18 protein-coding genes are annotated in these 16,682 nt (G+C 64.1%); 11 read left to right on the plus strand and 7 right to left on the minus strand.

The window, feature by feature from the left end; genetic code table 11:
- The 3 genes from Q0R16_RS19575 to phhA all read right to left on the minus strand — a co-directional run.
- The coding region (locus Q0R16_RS19575; RefSeq protein ID WP_366857517.1) for a transposase at positions 1-80 on the minus strand (80 nt) is incomplete at its 3' end.
- Positions 81-106: 26 nt separating this feature from the next.
- Positions 107-448 (minus strand): hypothetical protein, encoded by a 342-nt coding sequence (locus Q0R16_RS10485; protein ID WP_295635840.1) that lies wholly within the window; start codon positions 446-448, stop codon positions 107-109.
- A 505-nt stretch (positions 449-953) separates the two neighbouring features.
- Positions 954-1,844 carry a phenylalanine 4-monooxygenase gene (gene phhA, locus Q0R16_RS10490; RefSeq protein WP_295635885.1) on the minus strand — a complete coding sequence of 297 codons (891 nt, stop codon included), beginning with the start codon at positions 1,842-1,844 and terminating at the stop codon, positions 954-956.
- Between the two features lie 247 nt (positions 1,845-2,091).
- Here phhA and rpmG point away from each other — a divergent pair, with 247 nt between their 5' ends.
- The 4 genes from rpmG to ribA all read left to right on the plus strand — a co-directional run bounded on the left by rpmG (position 2,092) and on the right by ribA (position 5,238).
- Positions 2,092-2,259 (plus strand): 50S ribosomal protein L33, encoded by a 168-nt coding sequence (gene rpmG, locus Q0R16_RS10495; RefSeq protein WP_295635841.1) that lies wholly within the window; start codon positions 2,092-2,094, stop codon positions 2,257-2,259.
- A 93-nt stretch (positions 2,260-2,352) separates the two neighbouring features.
- Positions 2,353-3,021: an outer membrane lipoprotein carrier protein LolA gene (locus Q0R16_RS10500; protein WP_295635842.1), complete on the plus strand. Its 669-nt coding sequence runs from the start codon at positions 2,353-2,355 to the stop codon at positions 3,019-3,021.
- Between the two features lie 343 nt (positions 3,022-3,364).
- The gene (locus Q0R16_RS10505; protein WP_295635843.1) at positions 3,365-4,162 is read left to right on the plus strand and encodes an exodeoxyribonuclease III; all 798 of its coding nucleotides are present in this window, start codon (positions 3,365-3,367) and stop codon (positions 4,160-4,162) included.
- Positions 4,159-5,238 carry a GTP cyclohydrolase II gene (gene ribA, locus Q0R16_RS10510; protein ID WP_295635844.1) on the plus strand — a complete coding sequence of 360 codons (1,080 nt, stop codon included), beginning with the start codon at positions 4,159-4,161 and terminating at the stop codon, positions 5,236-5,238. The genes Q0R16_RS10505 and ribA overlap by 4 nt, the downstream gene beginning before the upstream one ends.
- A gap of 6 nt (positions 5,239-5,244) precedes the next feature.
- Here the strand turns inward: ribA and Q0R16_RS10515 are convergent, their stop codons facing one another.
- Entirely contained in the window at positions 5,245-6,237 is a 993-nt protein-coding gene (locus Q0R16_RS10515; RefSeq protein WP_295635845.1) for a right-handed parallel beta-helix repeat-containing protein, read from the minus strand.
- A gap of 119 nt (positions 6,238-6,356) precedes the next feature.
- Here Q0R16_RS10515 and ispG point away from each other — a divergent pair, with 119 nt between their 5' ends.
- From ispG to Q0R16_RS10535, 4 genes are all read left to right on the plus strand, one after another.
- Entirely contained in the window at positions 6,357-7,493 is a 1,137-nt protein-coding gene (gene ispG, locus Q0R16_RS10520; RefSeq protein WP_295635846.1) for a flavodoxin-dependent (E)-4-hydroxy-3-methylbut-2-enyl-diphosphate synthase, read from the plus strand.
- Between the two features lie 74 nt (positions 7,494-7,567).
- Positions 7,568-8,110 carry a TIGR02281 family clan AA aspartic protease gene (locus Q0R16_RS10525; RefSeq protein ID WP_295635847.1) on the plus strand — a complete coding sequence of 181 codons (543 nt, stop codon included), beginning with the start codon at positions 7,568-7,570 and terminating at the stop codon, positions 8,108-8,110.
- A gap of 31 nt (positions 8,111-8,141) precedes the next feature.
- The gene (locus Q0R16_RS10530; protein ID WP_295635848.1) at positions 8,142-8,645 is read left to right on the plus strand and encodes a GNAT family N-acetyltransferase; all 504 of its coding nucleotides are present in this window, start codon (positions 8,142-8,144) and stop codon (positions 8,643-8,645) included.
- A gap of 46 nt (positions 8,646-8,691) precedes the next feature.
- Positions 8,692-9,315 (plus strand): murein L,D-transpeptidase catalytic domain-containing protein, encoded by a 624-nt coding sequence (locus Q0R16_RS10535; protein ID WP_295635849.1) that lies wholly within the window; start codon positions 8,692-8,694, stop codon positions 9,313-9,315.
- Between the two features lie 19 nt (positions 9,316-9,334).
- Here the strand turns inward: Q0R16_RS10535 and Q0R16_RS10540 are convergent, their stop codons facing one another.
- Positions 9,335-10,687 (minus strand): L,D-transpeptidase family protein, encoded by a 1,353-nt coding sequence (locus Q0R16_RS10540; protein WP_366857503.1) that lies wholly within the window; start codon positions 10,685-10,687, stop codon positions 9,335-9,337.
- Positions 10,688-11,007: 320 nt separating this feature from the next.
- Here Q0R16_RS10540 and Q0R16_RS10545 point away from each other — a divergent pair, with 320 nt between their 5' ends.
- The gene (locus Q0R16_RS10545; protein ID WP_295635850.1) at positions 11,008-11,952 is read left to right on the plus strand and encodes a DMT family transporter; all 945 of its coding nucleotides are present in this window, start codon (positions 11,008-11,010) and stop codon (positions 11,950-11,952) included.
- Positions 11,953-11,983: 31 nt separating this feature from the next.
- Here the strand turns inward: Q0R16_RS10545 and Q0R16_RS10550 are convergent, their stop codons facing one another.
- Positions 11,984-12,121 carry a hypothetical protein gene (locus tag Q0R16_RS10550; RefSeq protein ID WP_295635851.1) on the minus strand — a complete coding sequence of 46 codons (138 nt, stop codon included), beginning with the start codon at positions 12,119-12,121 and terminating at the stop codon, positions 11,984-11,986.
- A gap of 354 nt (positions 12,122-12,475) precedes the next feature.
- On the opposite strand from Q0R16_RS10550, the gene acnA reads away from it, so the two are divergent.
- Positions 12,476-15,148: an aconitate hydratase AcnA gene (gene acnA, locus Q0R16_RS10555; RefSeq protein ID WP_295635852.1), complete on the plus strand. Its 2,673-nt coding sequence runs from the start codon at positions 12,476-12,478 to the stop codon at positions 15,146-15,148.
- A 117-nt stretch (positions 15,149-15,265) separates the two neighbouring features.
- Here the strand turns inward: acnA and Q0R16_RS19580 are convergent, their stop codons facing one another.
- Entirely contained in the window at positions 15,266-15,415 is a 150-nt protein-coding gene (locus tag Q0R16_RS19580) for a PEP-CTERM sorting domain-containing protein (RefSeq protein WP_366857506.1), read from the minus strand.
- Here Q0R16_RS19580 and Q0R16_RS10565 point away from each other — a divergent pair.
- On the plus strand, positions 15,372-16,088 hold the full coding sequence (locus Q0R16_RS10565; protein WP_295635853.1) for a hypothetical protein: 717 nt from the start codon (positions 15,372-15,374) through the stop codon (positions 16,086-16,088). The two genes, Q0R16_RS19580 and Q0R16_RS10565, sit on opposite strands and share 44 nt — an antisense overlap.
- Positions 16,089-16,682 lie beyond the last annotated feature (594 nt).

The raw sequence follows: 16,682 nt of genomic DNA on the forward strand, positions 1-16,682 counted from the left end.
TGTGCCACCGCCACGCCCCGATCGCGGACCAACTTCACCGCCTCAAGCTTGAACTCTCGGCTGAACTTCCGTCGTTGCATTTACATCCTCCGGTCCCAAAAACACCTTAACTCGGTGTCCATGAGACCGGCAGCAGCTCAAATGACTCAATCTCACGGGCAGGCACTTCGGTGATGACGCCTACTCGGTTCGAATAGGTTATGTCGTCAAATCCTGAGCCACGCCCGATCCATATCGACCAGTTTTCAGGGGCTTGGTGATTTTCGTAAATGAATTTTCGCTCAGCTCTCGTTACACCAAGCGTGTCGCGTACACTCATTGCGATGACAGTCGCAGTCATTGCCATCCAAGCGGAGATGCGATCTGCCAACGCTGCATTTAGGTCGTGCCATTCGCCCTCAATCAAAGGGACTAGCAATGGCTTGAGCTCATCCTGCAAATTGCGCATTCAGTCTCCGTTGCAATCAGCGCAAACCATGAAAAGCGTTTTATTTCCTATATTTCCATTTCTGACAGACCACAAAGGTTGAACGTAAAGCGTACAGCCTTGGCTAGCAGTTCGAAATCCAGATTGGACATGTGTCTCGTGGAGCCGCGGTATAACTTTGCGAAGCCAGTTAGGGACGACGTGCTCCCTCGTAATATTTTTACGAGAACCGCAAAAAATGCACCTTCTGGGAGTGAGCGCGGATTTTGGCATATCCAGAACTTCGACTGCACTTTGGACGCGAAAAGAAGCGAAATAAATTGCTCGCACTCAAATAGTGTTGATCGCAAGCCTGTATGTCTACCGCGCCAGCCATTTTCCTACATCGCCAAAGCTTGCTATACCCGGCGCCGGCTCTTTCTACCGTGAACCCCGCTGAACCCCATGGGCAAACGCATGCCTGTGCATGTGTTTTATCAACTAAACTCCCGCGACTCGGCAGAAATGCCCGAGGCGCCGAATTCCATCAAGCCGGCGAAGCACCCGATCCGCGCCCGCCGCGCAAGTGGTATTCCAGCGTGCCGCGCGTTACCACGTTGTCGACGTCGATCACCGCGGTGTTGGCATAAGTGAACCCCGGCCCGAGCGAGCGATACAGCCGGTCGAAATCGCGCTCGACCGTCTGGTGGTAGAGGTCACGGAACGATTCGATCACGAAGTACGTCGGTTGCAGGTCGTCGATCACGTAGTCGGTCCGCATCACCCGGTCGACGTTGAGCATGATCCGGTTGGGCGACGGGCTGGTCAGCGCGTAGACCACCTCGCTCGGGCCGCTCAGGATGCCGGCGCCGTAAGCGCGCACCTCGCCGGCTTCCATCACCAAGCCGAATTCCACCGTGTACCAGTAAAGCGCGCCCAAGGCTTTCAAGCGGTTGTAACGCATCGCCTTCCATCCAGCGCGGCCGTATTCCTGCATGTAGTCGGCGTAAGTCGGGTCGGTCAGCATCGGCACGTGGCCGAACACGTCGTGGAACACGTCGGGCTGCTCGATGTAGTCGAAGGTTGCGCGCGTGCGAATGAAGTTGCCTGCCGGAAAGCGCCGGTTGGCGAGGTGCCAGAAGAACACGTGATCGGGAATCAGCATCGGCACCGGCACGATCGTCCAGCCGGTCAGCGCGTCCAGCCGCTCGGACAGCGCGCCGAATTCGGGCACGCCGCCGGCCGCAAGATCGAGTTTGTCCAGTCCTGCCAGGAATGCCGAGGAAGCGCGTCCGGGCAGGAGGTCCATCTGCCGCGCGTAGAGGTCGTTCCAGATCGCGTGATCGGTGGCGCCGTATTCGGCCTGGTGCGGTTCGATCCAGTTCTCGCCGACATGCGCCGGGCGCTTGAGCGGGGCAGTGAATACGTCGGCCGGCAAGTCAGGCAGGCGCGCGAAGTCGGCCGAAGCATCGGCGAGCGGTTCGGCAGCCAAAGTTTCGGGTGGGGTGGCGGACAGTTCGATCATGGTTTCCTTTGCAACTTCATAGCAGGACTGACGGAACCCGCAAAATGATCTCGCAGCGCCCGCCCACCGCCTTGACTTTTGCAGGGCATTGCGTCAGTGGGCGCGCCTTGTTCCCGAGCGCTCACGCGTGCCGGGCTGTTATTTCATCCAGGAACGCACAATGGCCAAGCCGACCACCGTCAAGATCCGCCTCGTGTCGAGCGAAGGCACCGGCTTCTTCTACGTGACGAAGAAGAACCCGCGCAACACGACCGAGAAGATGAGCTTCCGCAAGTATGATCCCGTCGTGCGCAAGCACGTCGAGTTCAAGGAAGCCAAGATCAAGTAAGCGCGGTCCCGGCGCCTTTTCGCGTCGGGCACCCTTGCTGGGAACTGGCGAGGTTCAGCGCGAGTTCAAGCCCGACTAGCGAAGGGCTATTGCATGAACACGATCTTCTCGAAAACATCTCTAAAGGCCCGCGCCGTGATGACTGCGGGCCTTGTTGCGCTCGTTGGCGCCTCGGCGCTGCAAGCTGCGCCGCAACCGGCACCTGCTGCGGCGGCATCACCCGAGATCGAACGGGCGGTTGCTGCTTTGCGCGCCATCTCCACGATGCGCGCCGACTTCGTCCAAAGCGACGCGCGCGGGCAGCGCGTCACCGGCGTGCTGACCCTGAAACGGCCCGGCCGCATCCGCTTCCAGTATGAAAAGAGCGTGCCGATGCTGATCGTCGGCGATGGCTCGGCGCTGACGGTGGTCGATTACGAAGTGCGCCAGGTCCAGCGCTGGCCGATCAAGAACAGCCCGCTTGGCGCATTGCTCGATCCCAACCGCGACGTGGCACGGTTTGCCCGTCTGGTGCCGACCGGGCACGCGGACGTGACCAGCGTGGCCGCGAAAGACCCGCGCCATCCCGAATACGGCACGATCACGATGATCTTCATCCGCGACGGCGCCGCACCCGGCGGGATGCGGCTCGATTCGTGGGTGGCGCTCGATGCGCAGAACCGCGAAACGATGGTGCGGCTGAGCCATCAGCAATACGGCATCGCGGTGCCCGAGAACATGTTCCGCTTCAACGATCCGCGCGGTGCCACCACGCGGAAATGAACGGGCTATAGCGGCTCGTCGCTGGTGGTGACCGCCTCAACCGCGGTGTGTTCGATCCATGCGACAAATCGCGACAATACTGGCGCGATCGTTCATCCGGCAGCAAGCGGGCAGGGCCTAGATCATCTCTCGACACGGCGGCACGAGGCGGGTTTCCCCCCTGTTGCCCCCCTCGCGAAAACGACCGCCTGTCATGCGTGACGAACGCACAGAACGAACCCCCGCCCCACCTGCCCCCCGGGGTGGGGGTTTTTTCTTCCCAGACATGGTGCAGTCCGCTTGCAAGCCCCTTGCGACCGGCTTGCGCCTTGCCGTCAGCCTGGCTGCCGCCTAAGTGCCCGTCATGGTCTCCCCCAAAGTTTCTGTCGCCACCTGGAACATCAATTCGGTCCGCCTGCGCGCCGATCAGGTCGTGCGTTTCCTGACCGAACAGGCGCCCGACGTGCTGTGCCTGCAAGAGATCAAGACGCAGGAAGCGACGTTCCCGCATGATGTGTTCGAAGCGCTCGGCTATACGCATCGCGTCGTTCACGGGCAGAAGGGCTATCATGGCGTCGCCACGGTCAGCCGCCTGCCGATGCACGAGATCAGCCGTCACGACTGGCAGGACAACGGCGAAGCGCGGCATGTCGGAGTGAAACTGGACAACCACGATCTGGTGATCGAGAACGTCTACATCCCCGCCGGCGGTGATCTGCCCGATCGCGAGGTGAACGCGAAATTCGGCCAGAAGCTTGATTTTCTGGGCCGGATGACCCGCTGGGCCGATGCGATCGACCGCCCCACGCTGCTGGTCGGTGATTTCAACGTCGCCCCGCTCGAATGCGATGTCTACAACCACAAGGCGCTGCTCAAGGTCGTCAGCCACACACCGATCGAAGTCGAGACTTTGGCTCAATTGCGCGATGCACACGGCTGGGTCGATCTCGGTCGCAAGCACATCCCGGCCCCTGAACGGAACTATTCGTGGTGGAGCTATCGCTCGTACTGGCGCGAGAAGGATCAGGGCCGCCGGCTCGATCACATGTGGGCCTCGCCCGAACTGGCGGCGCAATCGCGCGGGCACCGAATGGTCGAGGAAACCCGGCGCTGGGACCAGCCTTCGGACCATATTCCGCTGATTACCGAGTTCGATCTGTGAACGAGGGAGCCGGCGATGCGAACCCGCGCGCGGTGGCGCAGGCGCTTGATGCCTTGCGCCACGGCTGGGCGATTCGCCTCACCGGCAGCGATGGCGCGCTTGACCTGCTTCCGGCAGAAACCGGCTACTCCGAACCCGGCGTCACTGCGCATTGCCTGCTGATTTCGGCGGCCCGCGCAGCCACGCTCAAGCTGGCCAACCAGCGCGAGGCGGCCACGCCGCACGAACCGGTGTTGATCCACGGCGCCGAGCCGTTCACGTTGGCGCTGGCGCGTGAACTCGCCGATCCGGCGCTCGATCTGTCGCATCCGCTGAGCGGACCATTCCGCGCCGATCACCTCGATGCGCACGATGCGGCGGTGGCGGCGATGGAACTGGCGCGGTTGGCGGGAATCCTGCCGGCGTACCTTGTCATGAAGGGTGCCGACCCGGCCGTTAGCGTCGATACCGCCGATCTCGCGGCCTTTGCCGACCCGTCGCGCATCACGATCCAGGCTCGCGCGCGACTGCCGGTGGCGGCGCTCGCCGAGGCGGAAATCGTCGCCTTCCGCGCGCGCGACGATCTGCGCGAGCACGTGGCCTTGGTGATCGGCGCGCAGCGCGGCGATCGCGCGCCCTTGATGCGACTCCACAGCGAATGCCTGACCGGCGACGTGCTCGGCAGCCTCAAGTGCGATTGCGGCCCGCAGCTCGACGCGGCGCTGGCAGCGATGGCCGAGGAAGCGCGCGCCGGGGGGTGGGGGCTTTTGTTGTATCTGCGGCAGGAAGGCCGCGGGATCGGTCTGATCAACAAGCTGCGCGCCTACGAACTGCAGGACCAGGGCTTCGATACGGTCGAGGCCAACGAACGGCTGGGACTGCCCAACGAATCGCGCGATTTTCCGGTAGCGGCACGGATGCTCGACTTGCTCGGCGTGCGTGCGATCCGGCTGATGACCAACAATCCCGCCAAAGTCGCGGCGCTGGAGGCGGTTGGTGTCAAGGTGCTGGAACGCGTGCCGCATGCGCCAGGTGCGAACGCGCACAACGAACGCTATCTGGCGACCAAGCGCGATCGTTCGGGGCACTTGCTTTAGCGGAGCTTACCGCCGTTCGAACTTGCTCAACCCGCGCCCGAGCGCATTTTCGCCAATCGCCAGCCGATCGCCCACCCAATCGGCCACGAACACGCTCGAGCGGCTTACCCCTGGGGCGAAGCGCGCGTCGTTGCCGCTGATCGCCAGCCCGTCGGAGCTGTGCTGGCGTGCTTCCGCCGCGATCGCGATGAAGCAGCTGTAGTTTTCCTTGTCCTCGCCTTGCACGAACCAGTTGCCGCGGATCGTGCCGGTGGCGCCGGCGGGCAGGTCGATCATGTAGTTGGTTGTGCGGCCCTTCGAATCATCGAAGCTCGAATCGCTGATCGCGACGCGACCCGCGCGGCTTTTGACGTAATGTCCGCCGCGCCCCGCCTCGAAGCGGCTGCGCGTCACAGTGAGCATGCCATAATCGCCGGTGTAGAGCGAATGCGCGCAGGATAGCCCACGGTCGCAGCGGCCCAGGCGGCTGAAGGTCGATTGGTCGATGGTGATCGTGTGTGCCGGATCGTCGGCGGTGAGGATGCCTTCCTCGCTGTCACGGAACCACGATTGGCGAACCGTGAGATCACCCTTTTCCAGCCGGATGCCCGCGCCGTTGCCGTCGGGCACGCCGAAACGTTCGAAGATCAGCCCGTCGATTTTTGCAGCCTCACCGCGCAGCACCAGCCCGGCCTTGCCTTCGCAGGCGGTGCCGGCAAGAATCGCCTTGCCCGGCTCGGCGGCGGTGTAAGTCACCGATCCCGCGGTCTGCACCGCGCATTCGTGGTAGCTGCCCGATGCAATGCGGATCGTGCCTTGCCCCGCGCCGATTGCGCCCACCGCATCCTGCAGCCGGCCAAAGCCCTGGCCGGTTTCGGTGACGGTGAAGGGTGCGCCACCGCCTTGTTGGGCGAAAGCCAATCCGGCGGGGATTGCCAGCAGTGCGCAAAAAGCAAGAACGGCCAGCTTGCGCCGTAGCACACGGTGGCGGTCAATCTGGCGGGTGAGGGGGTGGTCCATGCGTCGGCGGCTCCGGAATGCGGACGGCCACGCTAGCGCGGATTGGTAAAGGCCGCGTTAGGCGCTTCCCGTGCAACCAACCTTTGCGCTGGCGGCGCTCCGCGGGTATAGGCGCGGGTATGTCATCGATCCGTCCGTGGCGCGATATCGCGCGCCGTCAAAGCCGCCAGATCATGGTCGGTCGTGTTCCTGTGGGTGGCGATGCGCCGATCACGGTGCAGACCATGACCAACACGCTCACGTCCGACGCGAAGGCGACGATCGACCAGATCCGCCGCTGCGAGGATGCGGGCGCCGATCTGATCCGCGTTTCGTGCCCGGATGTGGAAAGCACCACGGCGCTGCGCCAGATCGTGCGCGCGTCACGCGTGCCGCTGATCGCGGATATCCATTTCCACTACAAGCGCGCGCTCGAAGCGGCGGATGCGGGCGCGGCTTGCCTGCGAATCAACCCGGGCAACATCGGATCGTCCGAACGCGTGGCCGAAGTCGTGCGCGCGGCCAAGGCCAACGGCTGCGCGATCCGCATCGGGGTGAACGCGGGCAGCCTCGAGAAGGACCTGCTCGAAAAGTACGGTGAACCGTGCCCCGAAGCGCTGGTTGAATCCGCTCTCGATCATATCAAGCTGTTGCAGGATCACGATTTTCACGAATACAAGGTGGCGGTGAAGGCCAGCGACGTGTTCCTCGCGGTGGCAGCCTACATGCAACTGGCAGACGCGGTCGACTGCCCGCTGCACTTGGGGATCACCGAAGCCGGCGGGCTGATCGGCGGCACGGTCAAATCGGCGATCGGCATCGGCAACATGCTGTGGGCAGGGATCGGCGACACGATCCGCGTATCGCTTTCGGCCGAGCCCGAGGAAGAAGTGCGCGTCGGGTTCGAGATCCTCAAGTCGCTTGGCCTGCGCACGCGCGGCGTGCGCGTGGTTTCGTGCCCGAGCTGCGCACGGCAGGGCTTCGACGTGATTCGCACGGTCGAAGCGCTCGAAAGCCGGCTCAGCCACATCAAGACCCCGCTGTCGCTCTCGGTGCTGGGCTGTGTGGTCAACGGTCCCGGCGAAGCGCGCGAAACCGACATCGGTATTACCGGCGGCGGCAACGGCAAGCACATGGTCTATCTCTCGGGGCTAACCTCTCACCATGTCGAAAGCGCGGCGATGCTCGATCATGTGGTCGAACTGGTCGAGAAAAAGGCCGCCGAGATCGAAGCCGCGATGAACGATGCCGGCCAGGTGACCGAAGCCGCCGAATAGTCGACCCAGGACTGAATGCGCGTTGGCGATGCGCTAACCTTTGCCGGTTAACCTCTCACGTCATGTACCGGCTGTTGAAGCTTACCCTCGGCGCGATCATTTCGATGCTTTCGATTGCCGGGATTCTGGCGCAGCGGGCACCACGTGCGGCCGATCTTGTCGCCGAGCCGACTCACCATTCGACGAATCCGTGGGCTTACGATGCACCCGCACCGAAACCGGCTGCGGTTGCCGCAAAAACGGGGCCGGGCGAGCCGATCGCGATCGCGCGCGATGGCAGCGGCCAGTTTCACCTCGATGCGCAAGTCAACGGCCAGGATGCGCGGTTTCTGGTCGATACCGGCGCCGATACCGTCGCGATCAGCGAAGACGAGGCGCAGCGGCTGGGCATCGACCTGGCAGGCGCAGATTTCCAGCCGATCGTGCAGACCGCAGCGGGGCAGGGCATGGCCGCGCGGGTGCGGATCGACCGGCTGACGATCGGCGGCACCGATCTTGGCGGGGTCAGCGCGGTGGTAATCCGTGGGTTGCCGGTCAACCTGCTGGGCCAATCGGTGCTGCGGCGGTTGGGCAAGGTAGAGCTGAGCGGCGACCGGATGGTGATCCAGCCGGGTTGACGCTCGCGGGTTCGCGCGTATCGGGTGGGACATGACAGTTTCGATCCGACCCGCCAACCGTTCCGACTTGCCGCTGATTGCCGCGCTTATCCGAGATCTGGCCGCCTACGAAAACCTTTCGGACGAAGTTCGTTTCGACGAGGCCGTTTTGGGCGAACACTTGTTCGGTGCGCGCCCCATGGCAGAGGTGGTGATCGGAGAACTGGCCGGAGCTGCGCAAGGTTTCGCACTGTTCTTTCACAGTTTTTCCACCTTCGAAGGCTGCCCGGGGATCTACCTCGAAGACCTTTACGTGCGCCCCGAAGCGCGCGGGTCGGGGCTGGGGAAGGCCTTGCTCGCACACCTGGCGGCAACGGCATTGCAACGCGGGTGCAAGCGGCTTGAATGGTCGGTGCTCGATTGGAACGCGCCATCGATCGGTTTCTACAAGAACCTGGGCGCCCGGATGATGGACGAATGGACCGGGATGCGGGTCGATGGCGCGGCGCTTGCCCGCCTTGGCGCAGGGGATGCATCATCTGTCGAATCGCGCTAGACTGGCCGTTCATCGCTGGCTCAATGAACGCGAGGCAGGGTAGGGCATGAACAACACGATCGATCGTCGGCGAATTCTGGGTGGCGTGATGGCAGCTGCCGGTGCGGTTGCGCTTGCGCCGCGGGTGTTCGCGCAAGCGTTCTCGCCCGATCAGCAGCACTGCAAGATCCTGGAAATTGCCCAGCGCGAAGTGGCGCGGGTGCGCGCTCGGGTCTGGCGGGCCGATCTGGTGGGCGTGGCCGATTTCGGCCTGCCGTCGTCGCTCCCACGGTTGCATTTCGCCAATCTCGAAAGCGGTACAGTCCGCTCGTTCCTCGTCGCCCACGGCAAGGGGTCCGACCCCGAGCATGACGGTTTTCTCAAGACGTTCTCGAACGACATGGGCTCCAACGCCACGTCGAAGGGCGCGTTCATCACCAACGAGTGGTACACCGGCAAGTACGGCACTTCGATCCGGCTGGTCGGCAGCGATCCCACCAACTCGCGCGCGCTCGAACGCGCGATCGTGCTGCATCCGGCGTGGTACGCGGCGCCCGACATGCTGACCAAGTGGGGCAAGCTGGGCCGCAGCGATGGCTGTTTTGCGATGAACCCCGACGATTTCAACGAGGCGCTGTGGCACCTTTCGGGCGGCCGACTGCTTTACGCCGATCGGCTGGGCATTTCCTGATCCACTGAAACCCGCTTTTTTACAGCGGGTTATCCAGCTTCACCACCGCTTCCTTGCTCACGCGCTGGCCTGTGTGCGGCTGGCGCGGGGCGGCGAAGCTGGCCAGCACCGGGGCGTCGCGGCCATAGAGATCGGCGAAGTTGCGCATCAACCCGTTCACGTCGCGCGCGATCGTGAAGTAGGTGATGTAGACCGGGAAGGTCTGCGTCATCGCCACCTTGGTGTACTTGCCCGAGTGCGTGTATTCGACGCCCTGTTCCTTGGAAATGTCGGCGCCGAGCATCGCCATCGTCATGCCCAGTTCGTCGGCGCGTTCGGCACGGATGCAGCCGTGGCTGAGCGCGCGGCTGGTCAGGTTGAACAGCGCGTGGTTGGGCGTATCGTGGATGTAGATCGCGTGCGGATTGGGCATGTCGAGCTTCATCACCCCCAGCGCGTTGCCCTTGCCCGGCTGCTGGACCACGATCACCATTCCCGATTCGGTCTTGGTCACCTTGTAGTTCTGCCTCGCGGCCGAAGCGGGGCTGGCGAGCAGTTTGGCGCCAAGACCTTCGCCCTTCACGATCGATTGCGGCACGGTCCAGGTCGGGTTGAACACCACATTCTGCACGGTGGCGGACAATTGCGGGGTGGCGGTGCGGCCCGGCTTGCCCACGATTGCGCGATAGGTGGTGATGATCTTGTCGCGCACCGCCAGCCGCAGGATCTGTTCGGGCACGTTGACCTCAAGATGGATCAAGCCAAGATCGCGGCCGAGCCAGCGCCAGCGGTCCATGTTGACGCGGATCAGCGCGGCTTCGGCGGGAGTACGCGCCTGTGCCAGGGCATCGCGCAACTCGGCGTAATCGGGCGTGGTCGGTTCAAGGCTGGCGAAAGCGCCGGCGATATCGTGGCTGGCGAGCGCGCCTTCGAGCAGCGGGCGGATCGGGTGCGCTTCGGCGTCGGGGTCGACCACGAACCATTGCACGCGCGCGTCCATCGGCGTGCGCCCGTCGCGCAAGTCTTCGGCGATCCAGGTAAACGCCTGCGTGGCGGTGGCGTCGAGCGCCGGGCCTTCGCCGGCCTTGATTGCGTCGGCCAGGCTCGCGGGTTGGTAATCGCGCACGAACAGGCCTTCGCGGCCGATCGTCTGGATTTGGGTGAGCAGCGCTTGCGCATCGGCCAGCGACCAATGCGGCGGCGGCACGGCCACCGCAAGCGGCACCGATGGGGCCACGGTTGTGCCGACCGTGTCGCTGGGCGGTGCGAACGCGGGTACAGACGATGTGGCGCGAGGCGAGGTGGTCGGCTGGGCGGTCGGCTGGGCCATCGCGCCCTGGCGAGTCAGGTCCACCGGCGGCGGAGTCTGCGCTTCAGCGGAGGCCGTGACCAACAACGCACACGCCAGCGCGGATCCGCTGGCGGCAAGGCGCGCCTGCCGCTGGCCGAAGCCCAACGCTGGCCGCCAGATGGAGCCAAACCGATACCCGTTCGCTGCTGTCATGATAGTGTGTCGCGCCTTCGATGCCGTCACGCGGTGCAAGCCGGATGGACCACCCATACCGACTCCGCTGCCCACCGTCCGGCCATATCCGGATCTGGCCGATCCGCTGCATCCAATCAAGCGTCGTACCTTTCGCAAGGCTGAATCATCCCCAGCGATGAAACAAGCCGGGCATGGCAAAGCAGGCTGACCCCGGCTAGGCGAAAAGCATGGGAGACAATTCGACATCTGGCGCGCGCAGCACCGCGGCACCGGCCGTGAGCGTGCTGATCCCGATTCTCGTCGTGATTTTCGGCTTGGGGCTGTTCGGTGCGATGGACGGGGTGATGAAAGGCGCAGCGCTGGCGGTGGGGGCCTATACTGCGATGCTGTGGCGCACGCTGACCGGTGCCACGCTGATGCTGCCGGTGTGGCGGTGGCGCGCGCAGGTTGCCGGTCGGGGGATGCCCGATGCGGCAGCGCTGCGGCTTCATGCCACGCGCGGGGGCGTCGGCGCGATCATGGCGACGATGTTCTTCTATGGCCTGGCGCGCACGCCGATGGCCGAAGCGATGGCCTTGTCGTTCATTGCGCCGCTGATTGCGCTGTTCCTGGCCGCTGCGCTGCTGGGTGAAACCTTGAGCAAGGGCGCGGTCGGCGGATCGGTGGTGGCGCTGATCGGGGTGAGCGTGATCGCGCAGGGCAAGCTGGCCGGGCCGCACGATGCCGAAAGCATCAAGGGCATGGCGGCGGTGCTGGTCTCGGCGGTGTTCTATGCGTGGAACCTGGTGCTTCAGCGGCAGCAGGCGCAAATTGCGCAGCCCGAGGAGATCGCGTTCTTCCAGGCGGGCTTTTCGTTCATGTTCCTGGCGCTGGCGTCGCCGTGGCTGGCGACCTGGCCCGGGCCGCACGCCTGGGTGCTGATCGTGTCGGCGGCGCTGCTGGCGGCGGCCTCGGTGATGTTGCTAAGCTGGGCTTACGCGCGCGCCGAGGCGCAAGTGCTGGTGCCGATGGAATATACGGCATTCATCTGGGCGGCACTGTTCGGCTGGCTGGCGTTCGACGAATCGCTCACGTGGAGCACGCTCGGCGGCGTGGTGCTGATCGTGGGCGGTTGCCTTTACGCAGCGCGGCGCGGCAATCCGGCCGATTTCGAAGCTCCACCCCCCGGATAGTGGTTGGCGGGATTGCGCCTGCTTTGATCGCTCAGCCGCCGATCAGCGACTGCAGGCCGGCCAGCGCAGCGCCACCCAAGGCGGCGAGCGTCAGGGTCGCGGTCAGCAACACAGTGGCTATCCCCGTTGTCTCGGACCTGGTTTCAACCATCGGTTCTGCGTGAAGCATGATTTTTCCCCTGCTGCTGCTCGTGTAGACTTTAACCGGACCTGCCCGCTCGGTGAATGCGATGGCTCACAAACGGGCGTGTGCGCCATGTGTTCCCTCGGCGGGTTAGGCCGGGCGGGTAAACGAAGCGTGAGTGGCCGCCTTCGCCGAGCCCTTGATGCCAAGGCTTGACGCCAAGCCTTGACGCCAAGGCTTGACGGGGCGCGCGGATACGCGGATAGCCTGAGCCGAAATTCGGGCCGCCGTCAGACTTGTCTTCCTGCCTTTCCGCGCCGCGTGCTGGTCACGCCCAGCGGGAGAAGGGTTGCCGCGTTTGATCGGCGGTCTTTCTGCGAAAGGGGACGGCAAACCACCATGACTCAGGTCGGACAAGATACGCTCGGCACACGCAGCACGATGACGGTGGGAGGCAAGGAGCTTGCCTACTATTCGCTTCGGAAAGCGGCGGAAAAGTTCGGCGATATTTCGCGGCTGCCGTTCTCGATGAAGGTGCTGCTCGAAAACCTGCTGCGCTTCGAAGATGGCGGGTTCACCGTTTCGACCGACGATGCCAAGGCAATCGTCGACTGGCAGGCCGATCCACGCTCCACCCGCGAAATCCAATACCGCCCCGCACGCGTGCTGTTGCAGGATTTCACCGGCGTGCCCTGCGTGGTCGACCTGGCCGCGATGCGCGACGCGATCGCCAAGCTGGGCGGCGATACCAGCAAGATCAACCCGCTGGTGCCGGTCCATCTGGTGATCGATCACTCGGTGATGGTCGATGAATTCGGCCACCCCAAGGCGTTCGAACAGAACGTCGAGATCGAATACCATCGCAACGGTGAACGGTACGATTTCCTCAAGTGGGGCTCGAAAAGCCTCGACAACTTCAAGGCGGTCCCTCCCGGCACCGGCATCTGCCACCAGGTGAACCTGGAACACATCGCGCAGGCCGTGTGGACCAGCGCGGACCAGAACGGCATGACCGTGGCCTATCCTGATACGTGCGTCGGCACCGACAGCCACACCACCATGATCAACGGCCTGGGCGTGCTCGGCTGGGGCGTCGGCGGGATCGAGGCCGAAGCCGCGATGCTCGGCCAGCCGGTGTCGATGCTGATCCCCGAAGTCGTCGGCTTCAAGCTGACCGGCGAACTGAAAGAAGGCGTGACCGCGACCGACCTGGTGCTCACCGCCACGCAGATGCTGCGCGCGCACGGCGTGGTCGGGCGGTTTGTGGAATACTTCGGCCCGGGGCTCGCCTCGCTCAGTCTGGCCGATCGCGCGACGCTTGCCAACATGGCACCCGAATACGGCGCGACCTGTGGCTTCTTCGGCATCGACGACAAGACGCTCGATTATCTGCGGCTGACCGGCCGCGAGGAAGACCAGATCGCGCTGGTAGAGGCGTACGCCAAGGAACAGGGCTTCTGGCTCGATCCGGCGCTGCCCGATCCGGTGTTCACCAGTTCGTTGGGGCTCGACATGAGCACCGTCGTCCCCTCGCTCGCCGGGCCGAAGCGGCCGCAGGACAAGGTCGATCTCACCGCGGTCGATGATGTGTTCAACGCCGATCTGGTGGCGACTTACAAGAAAACGCAATCGCGCGTGGCCGTCAGCGGCAAGGATCATGACATCGGCGATGGCGACGTCGTGATCGCGGCCATCACCAGTTGCACCAACACCTCGAACCCCGGCGTGATGGTCGCGGCGGGGCTGGTGGCGAAGAAGGCCAACGAACTCGGCCTCAAGCCCAAGCCCTGGGTCAAGACCAGCCTGGCGCCGGGCAGCCAGGTGGTGACCGACTACTTCAACAAGGCCGGCCTTACCGAGCACCTCGATGCGGTTGGGTTCAACCTCGTCGGTTATGGCTGCACCACCTGCATCGGCAATTCGGGGCCATTGGCCGAACCGATCAGCAAGGCGATCAACGAAAACAACATCGTCGCCGCCTCGGTGATCTCGGGCAACCGCAATTTCGAAGGCCGCGTTTCGCCCGACGTGCGCGCCAACTTCCTCGCCTCGCCGCCGCTGGTGGTGGCTTATGCGCTCAAGGGCACGGTGATCGAGGACTTCACCACCACCCCGATCGGCAAGGGTTCGGGCGGCCAGGACGTGTTCCTCAAGGATATCTGGCCGACCAACGCCGAAGTCAGCGCTACGATGGCCGGCTGCATGGACCGTCCGATGTTCCAGGCGCGCTACGCCAATGTCTATAAGGGCGACGTCCACTGGCAGGCGATCAACGTCACTGGCTCGGAAACCTACAAATGGCAGGCCGGTTCGACGTATGTGGCCAACCCGCCATACTTCGAAGGCATGTCGATGACGCCTTCGGAAGTGAACGACATCATCGAGGCCAAGCCGCTGCTGATCCTGGGCGATTCGATCACCACCGATCACATCAGTCCGGCCGGATCGATCAAGGCCGACAGCCCCGCGGGCGAATGGCTGATGCAGCACCAGGTCGCCAAGGCAGACTTCAACTCATACGGCGCACGGCGCGGGCACCACGACGTGATGATGCGCGGCACCTTCGCCAACATCCGCATCAAGAACGAGATGGTCCCCGGCATCGAAGGCGGCATGAGCCGCTTCGGCGACGAAGTCGGCGCGGTTTACGACGTGGCGCAGAAGTACAAGGCGCAAGGCACCCCGATGGTGGTGATCGCCGGCAAGGAATACGGCACCGGATCGAGCCGTGACTGGGCGGCGAAGGGCACCAATCTGCTCGGCGTGCGCGCGGTGATCGTCGAGAGCTTCGAGCGCATCCACCGTTCGAACCTGGTCGGCATGGGCGTGCTGCCGCTCCAGTTCATGGGCGGCGACGCCCGCACCAGCCTGGGGCTGACCGGCGACGATACCTTCACGATCAAGGGCCTGGCCAGCCTCACGCCGCGCCAGGACGTGATCGTCGACGTGACTCGCCCCGACGGTTCGACCTTCAGCTTCACCGCGTTGTGCCGGATCGATACCGCCAACGAGATCGAGTACTTCATGAACGGCGGCATCCTGCACTACGTGCTGCGCAAGCTGGCTGCCTGATCGCCAATCCATCCGGGGGGGCTTCGGCCTTCCGGATGGCCTTTGCGAACAAGCACGAAAAAAGGGCGGCTTCCGTTTCGGAAGCCGCCCTTTTTTGCGTTGCCAAGGCCGTCGACGTCAGGCTGTAGCCAAGCTCCGAGCCGGCCGAGCCCAGCGGCGCCGGGCGACCAGTGCGGCAGCGGCGGCGCCGAACAGGATCACCATCGAAGGTTCGGGCACATCGGTGCCGCTGCTGGTTGTGCTGGTGGTCGTTCCCGACGATGTCATGTTGCCCGACGAGGTCGAGGTCGATGAAGACGTCGAGCTGGACGAGGCGACGTTGCCCGACGACGATGTCGAGGAAGAGCTCGAGACATTGCCAGAGGACGACGTCGACGACGAGGTCGAGACGTTGCCCGATGACGATGTCGAAGAGGAAACGTTGCCCGAAGACGATGAACTGACATTGCCGGACGAGGATGACGAGGCATTGTTGCCCGACGAACTCGACACATTGCCGCTCGAAGTGGAGACGTTGCCCGAGGATGTCGACGTGCTCGACGAGCTCGTCACGCCGCCGGTCGAAGTGCTCACCCCGCCGGTAGAAGTGCTGACGCCGCCGGTTGAAGTCGAAACCCCGCCAGTCGAGGTGGAAGTGCTCACGCCCCCGGTCGAGGTCGAAATGCCGCCGGTGCTGATACCACCCGAGGAGGTCGACGTGGTGCTGGTCAGCCCGCCCGAAGAGCTCGAGGTGCTGCTCGAACCGCCCGACGAAGAACTGCTGGTGGAAAGCCCGCCGGTTGAAGTGGTCGAAATGACCACGCTACCGCCGCTGCTGCTGCCGCCCCCACCGAAGAACCCGCCGAAGAACCCGCCGCCGAAGCCGCCAAGGCCCAGGCCGCCGCCGATCACCACCGGCACGCCGCCGCCACCGCCGATGGCCGGAGCCTGCGGTGCGTAAGGCACCGGAACCATTGCATATTGCTGCTGCGGCGCATCATAATGGCGGGTAGTAGTGGTTTTGACGATGCGGCGACTGCGATGGTTGTCACGCGAGACGACTTGCTGTTCGCAGTTCGCTGCGCGCCGTGCGGCGTGGCTGCGAAGGGCCATGGTCTTGTGTCCCATGCCCTTGTGGTGAGTGCGGTACGTCATGCAATCCTGCCGCACATAGCGCGACGCGCGATGGCGCAGCGGCCGCTTGGCGATGACGCGCGCGGCGTGATGCCGGGGCGCGCCCTTGATCAGCTTGACGTGATGTTCTTCCTGCGCGGAAGGCTTCTCGGACACGTGGACCGCGCCGCCACCGAGCATTGCGCTGCCCGCGGCCGCTGCCATCAGCTTCACCATCGCTGTGCGAATCGACATAGCCTGCGTTCTTTCGTTTCTGCGGCCGGGATAAAGCAGCGAGAGTTACCGTTGCCCTTCCATTCGCCCTGTCGCTGCAGAAACGCAGATGAGACCGGCGCGGACAACCCCGTTAACCGTGTTTCAAGGCTTGGGATCGTCCCAAAACCGCGCAAAACCGGTAGCTTGCGCAACAGTGTCCCGAAAT

It is taken from the genome of Novosphingobium sp. (genome assembly GCF_025351285.1).
GTDB lineage: Bacteria > Pseudomonadota > Alphaproteobacteria > Sphingomonadales > Sphingomonadaceae > Novosphingobium.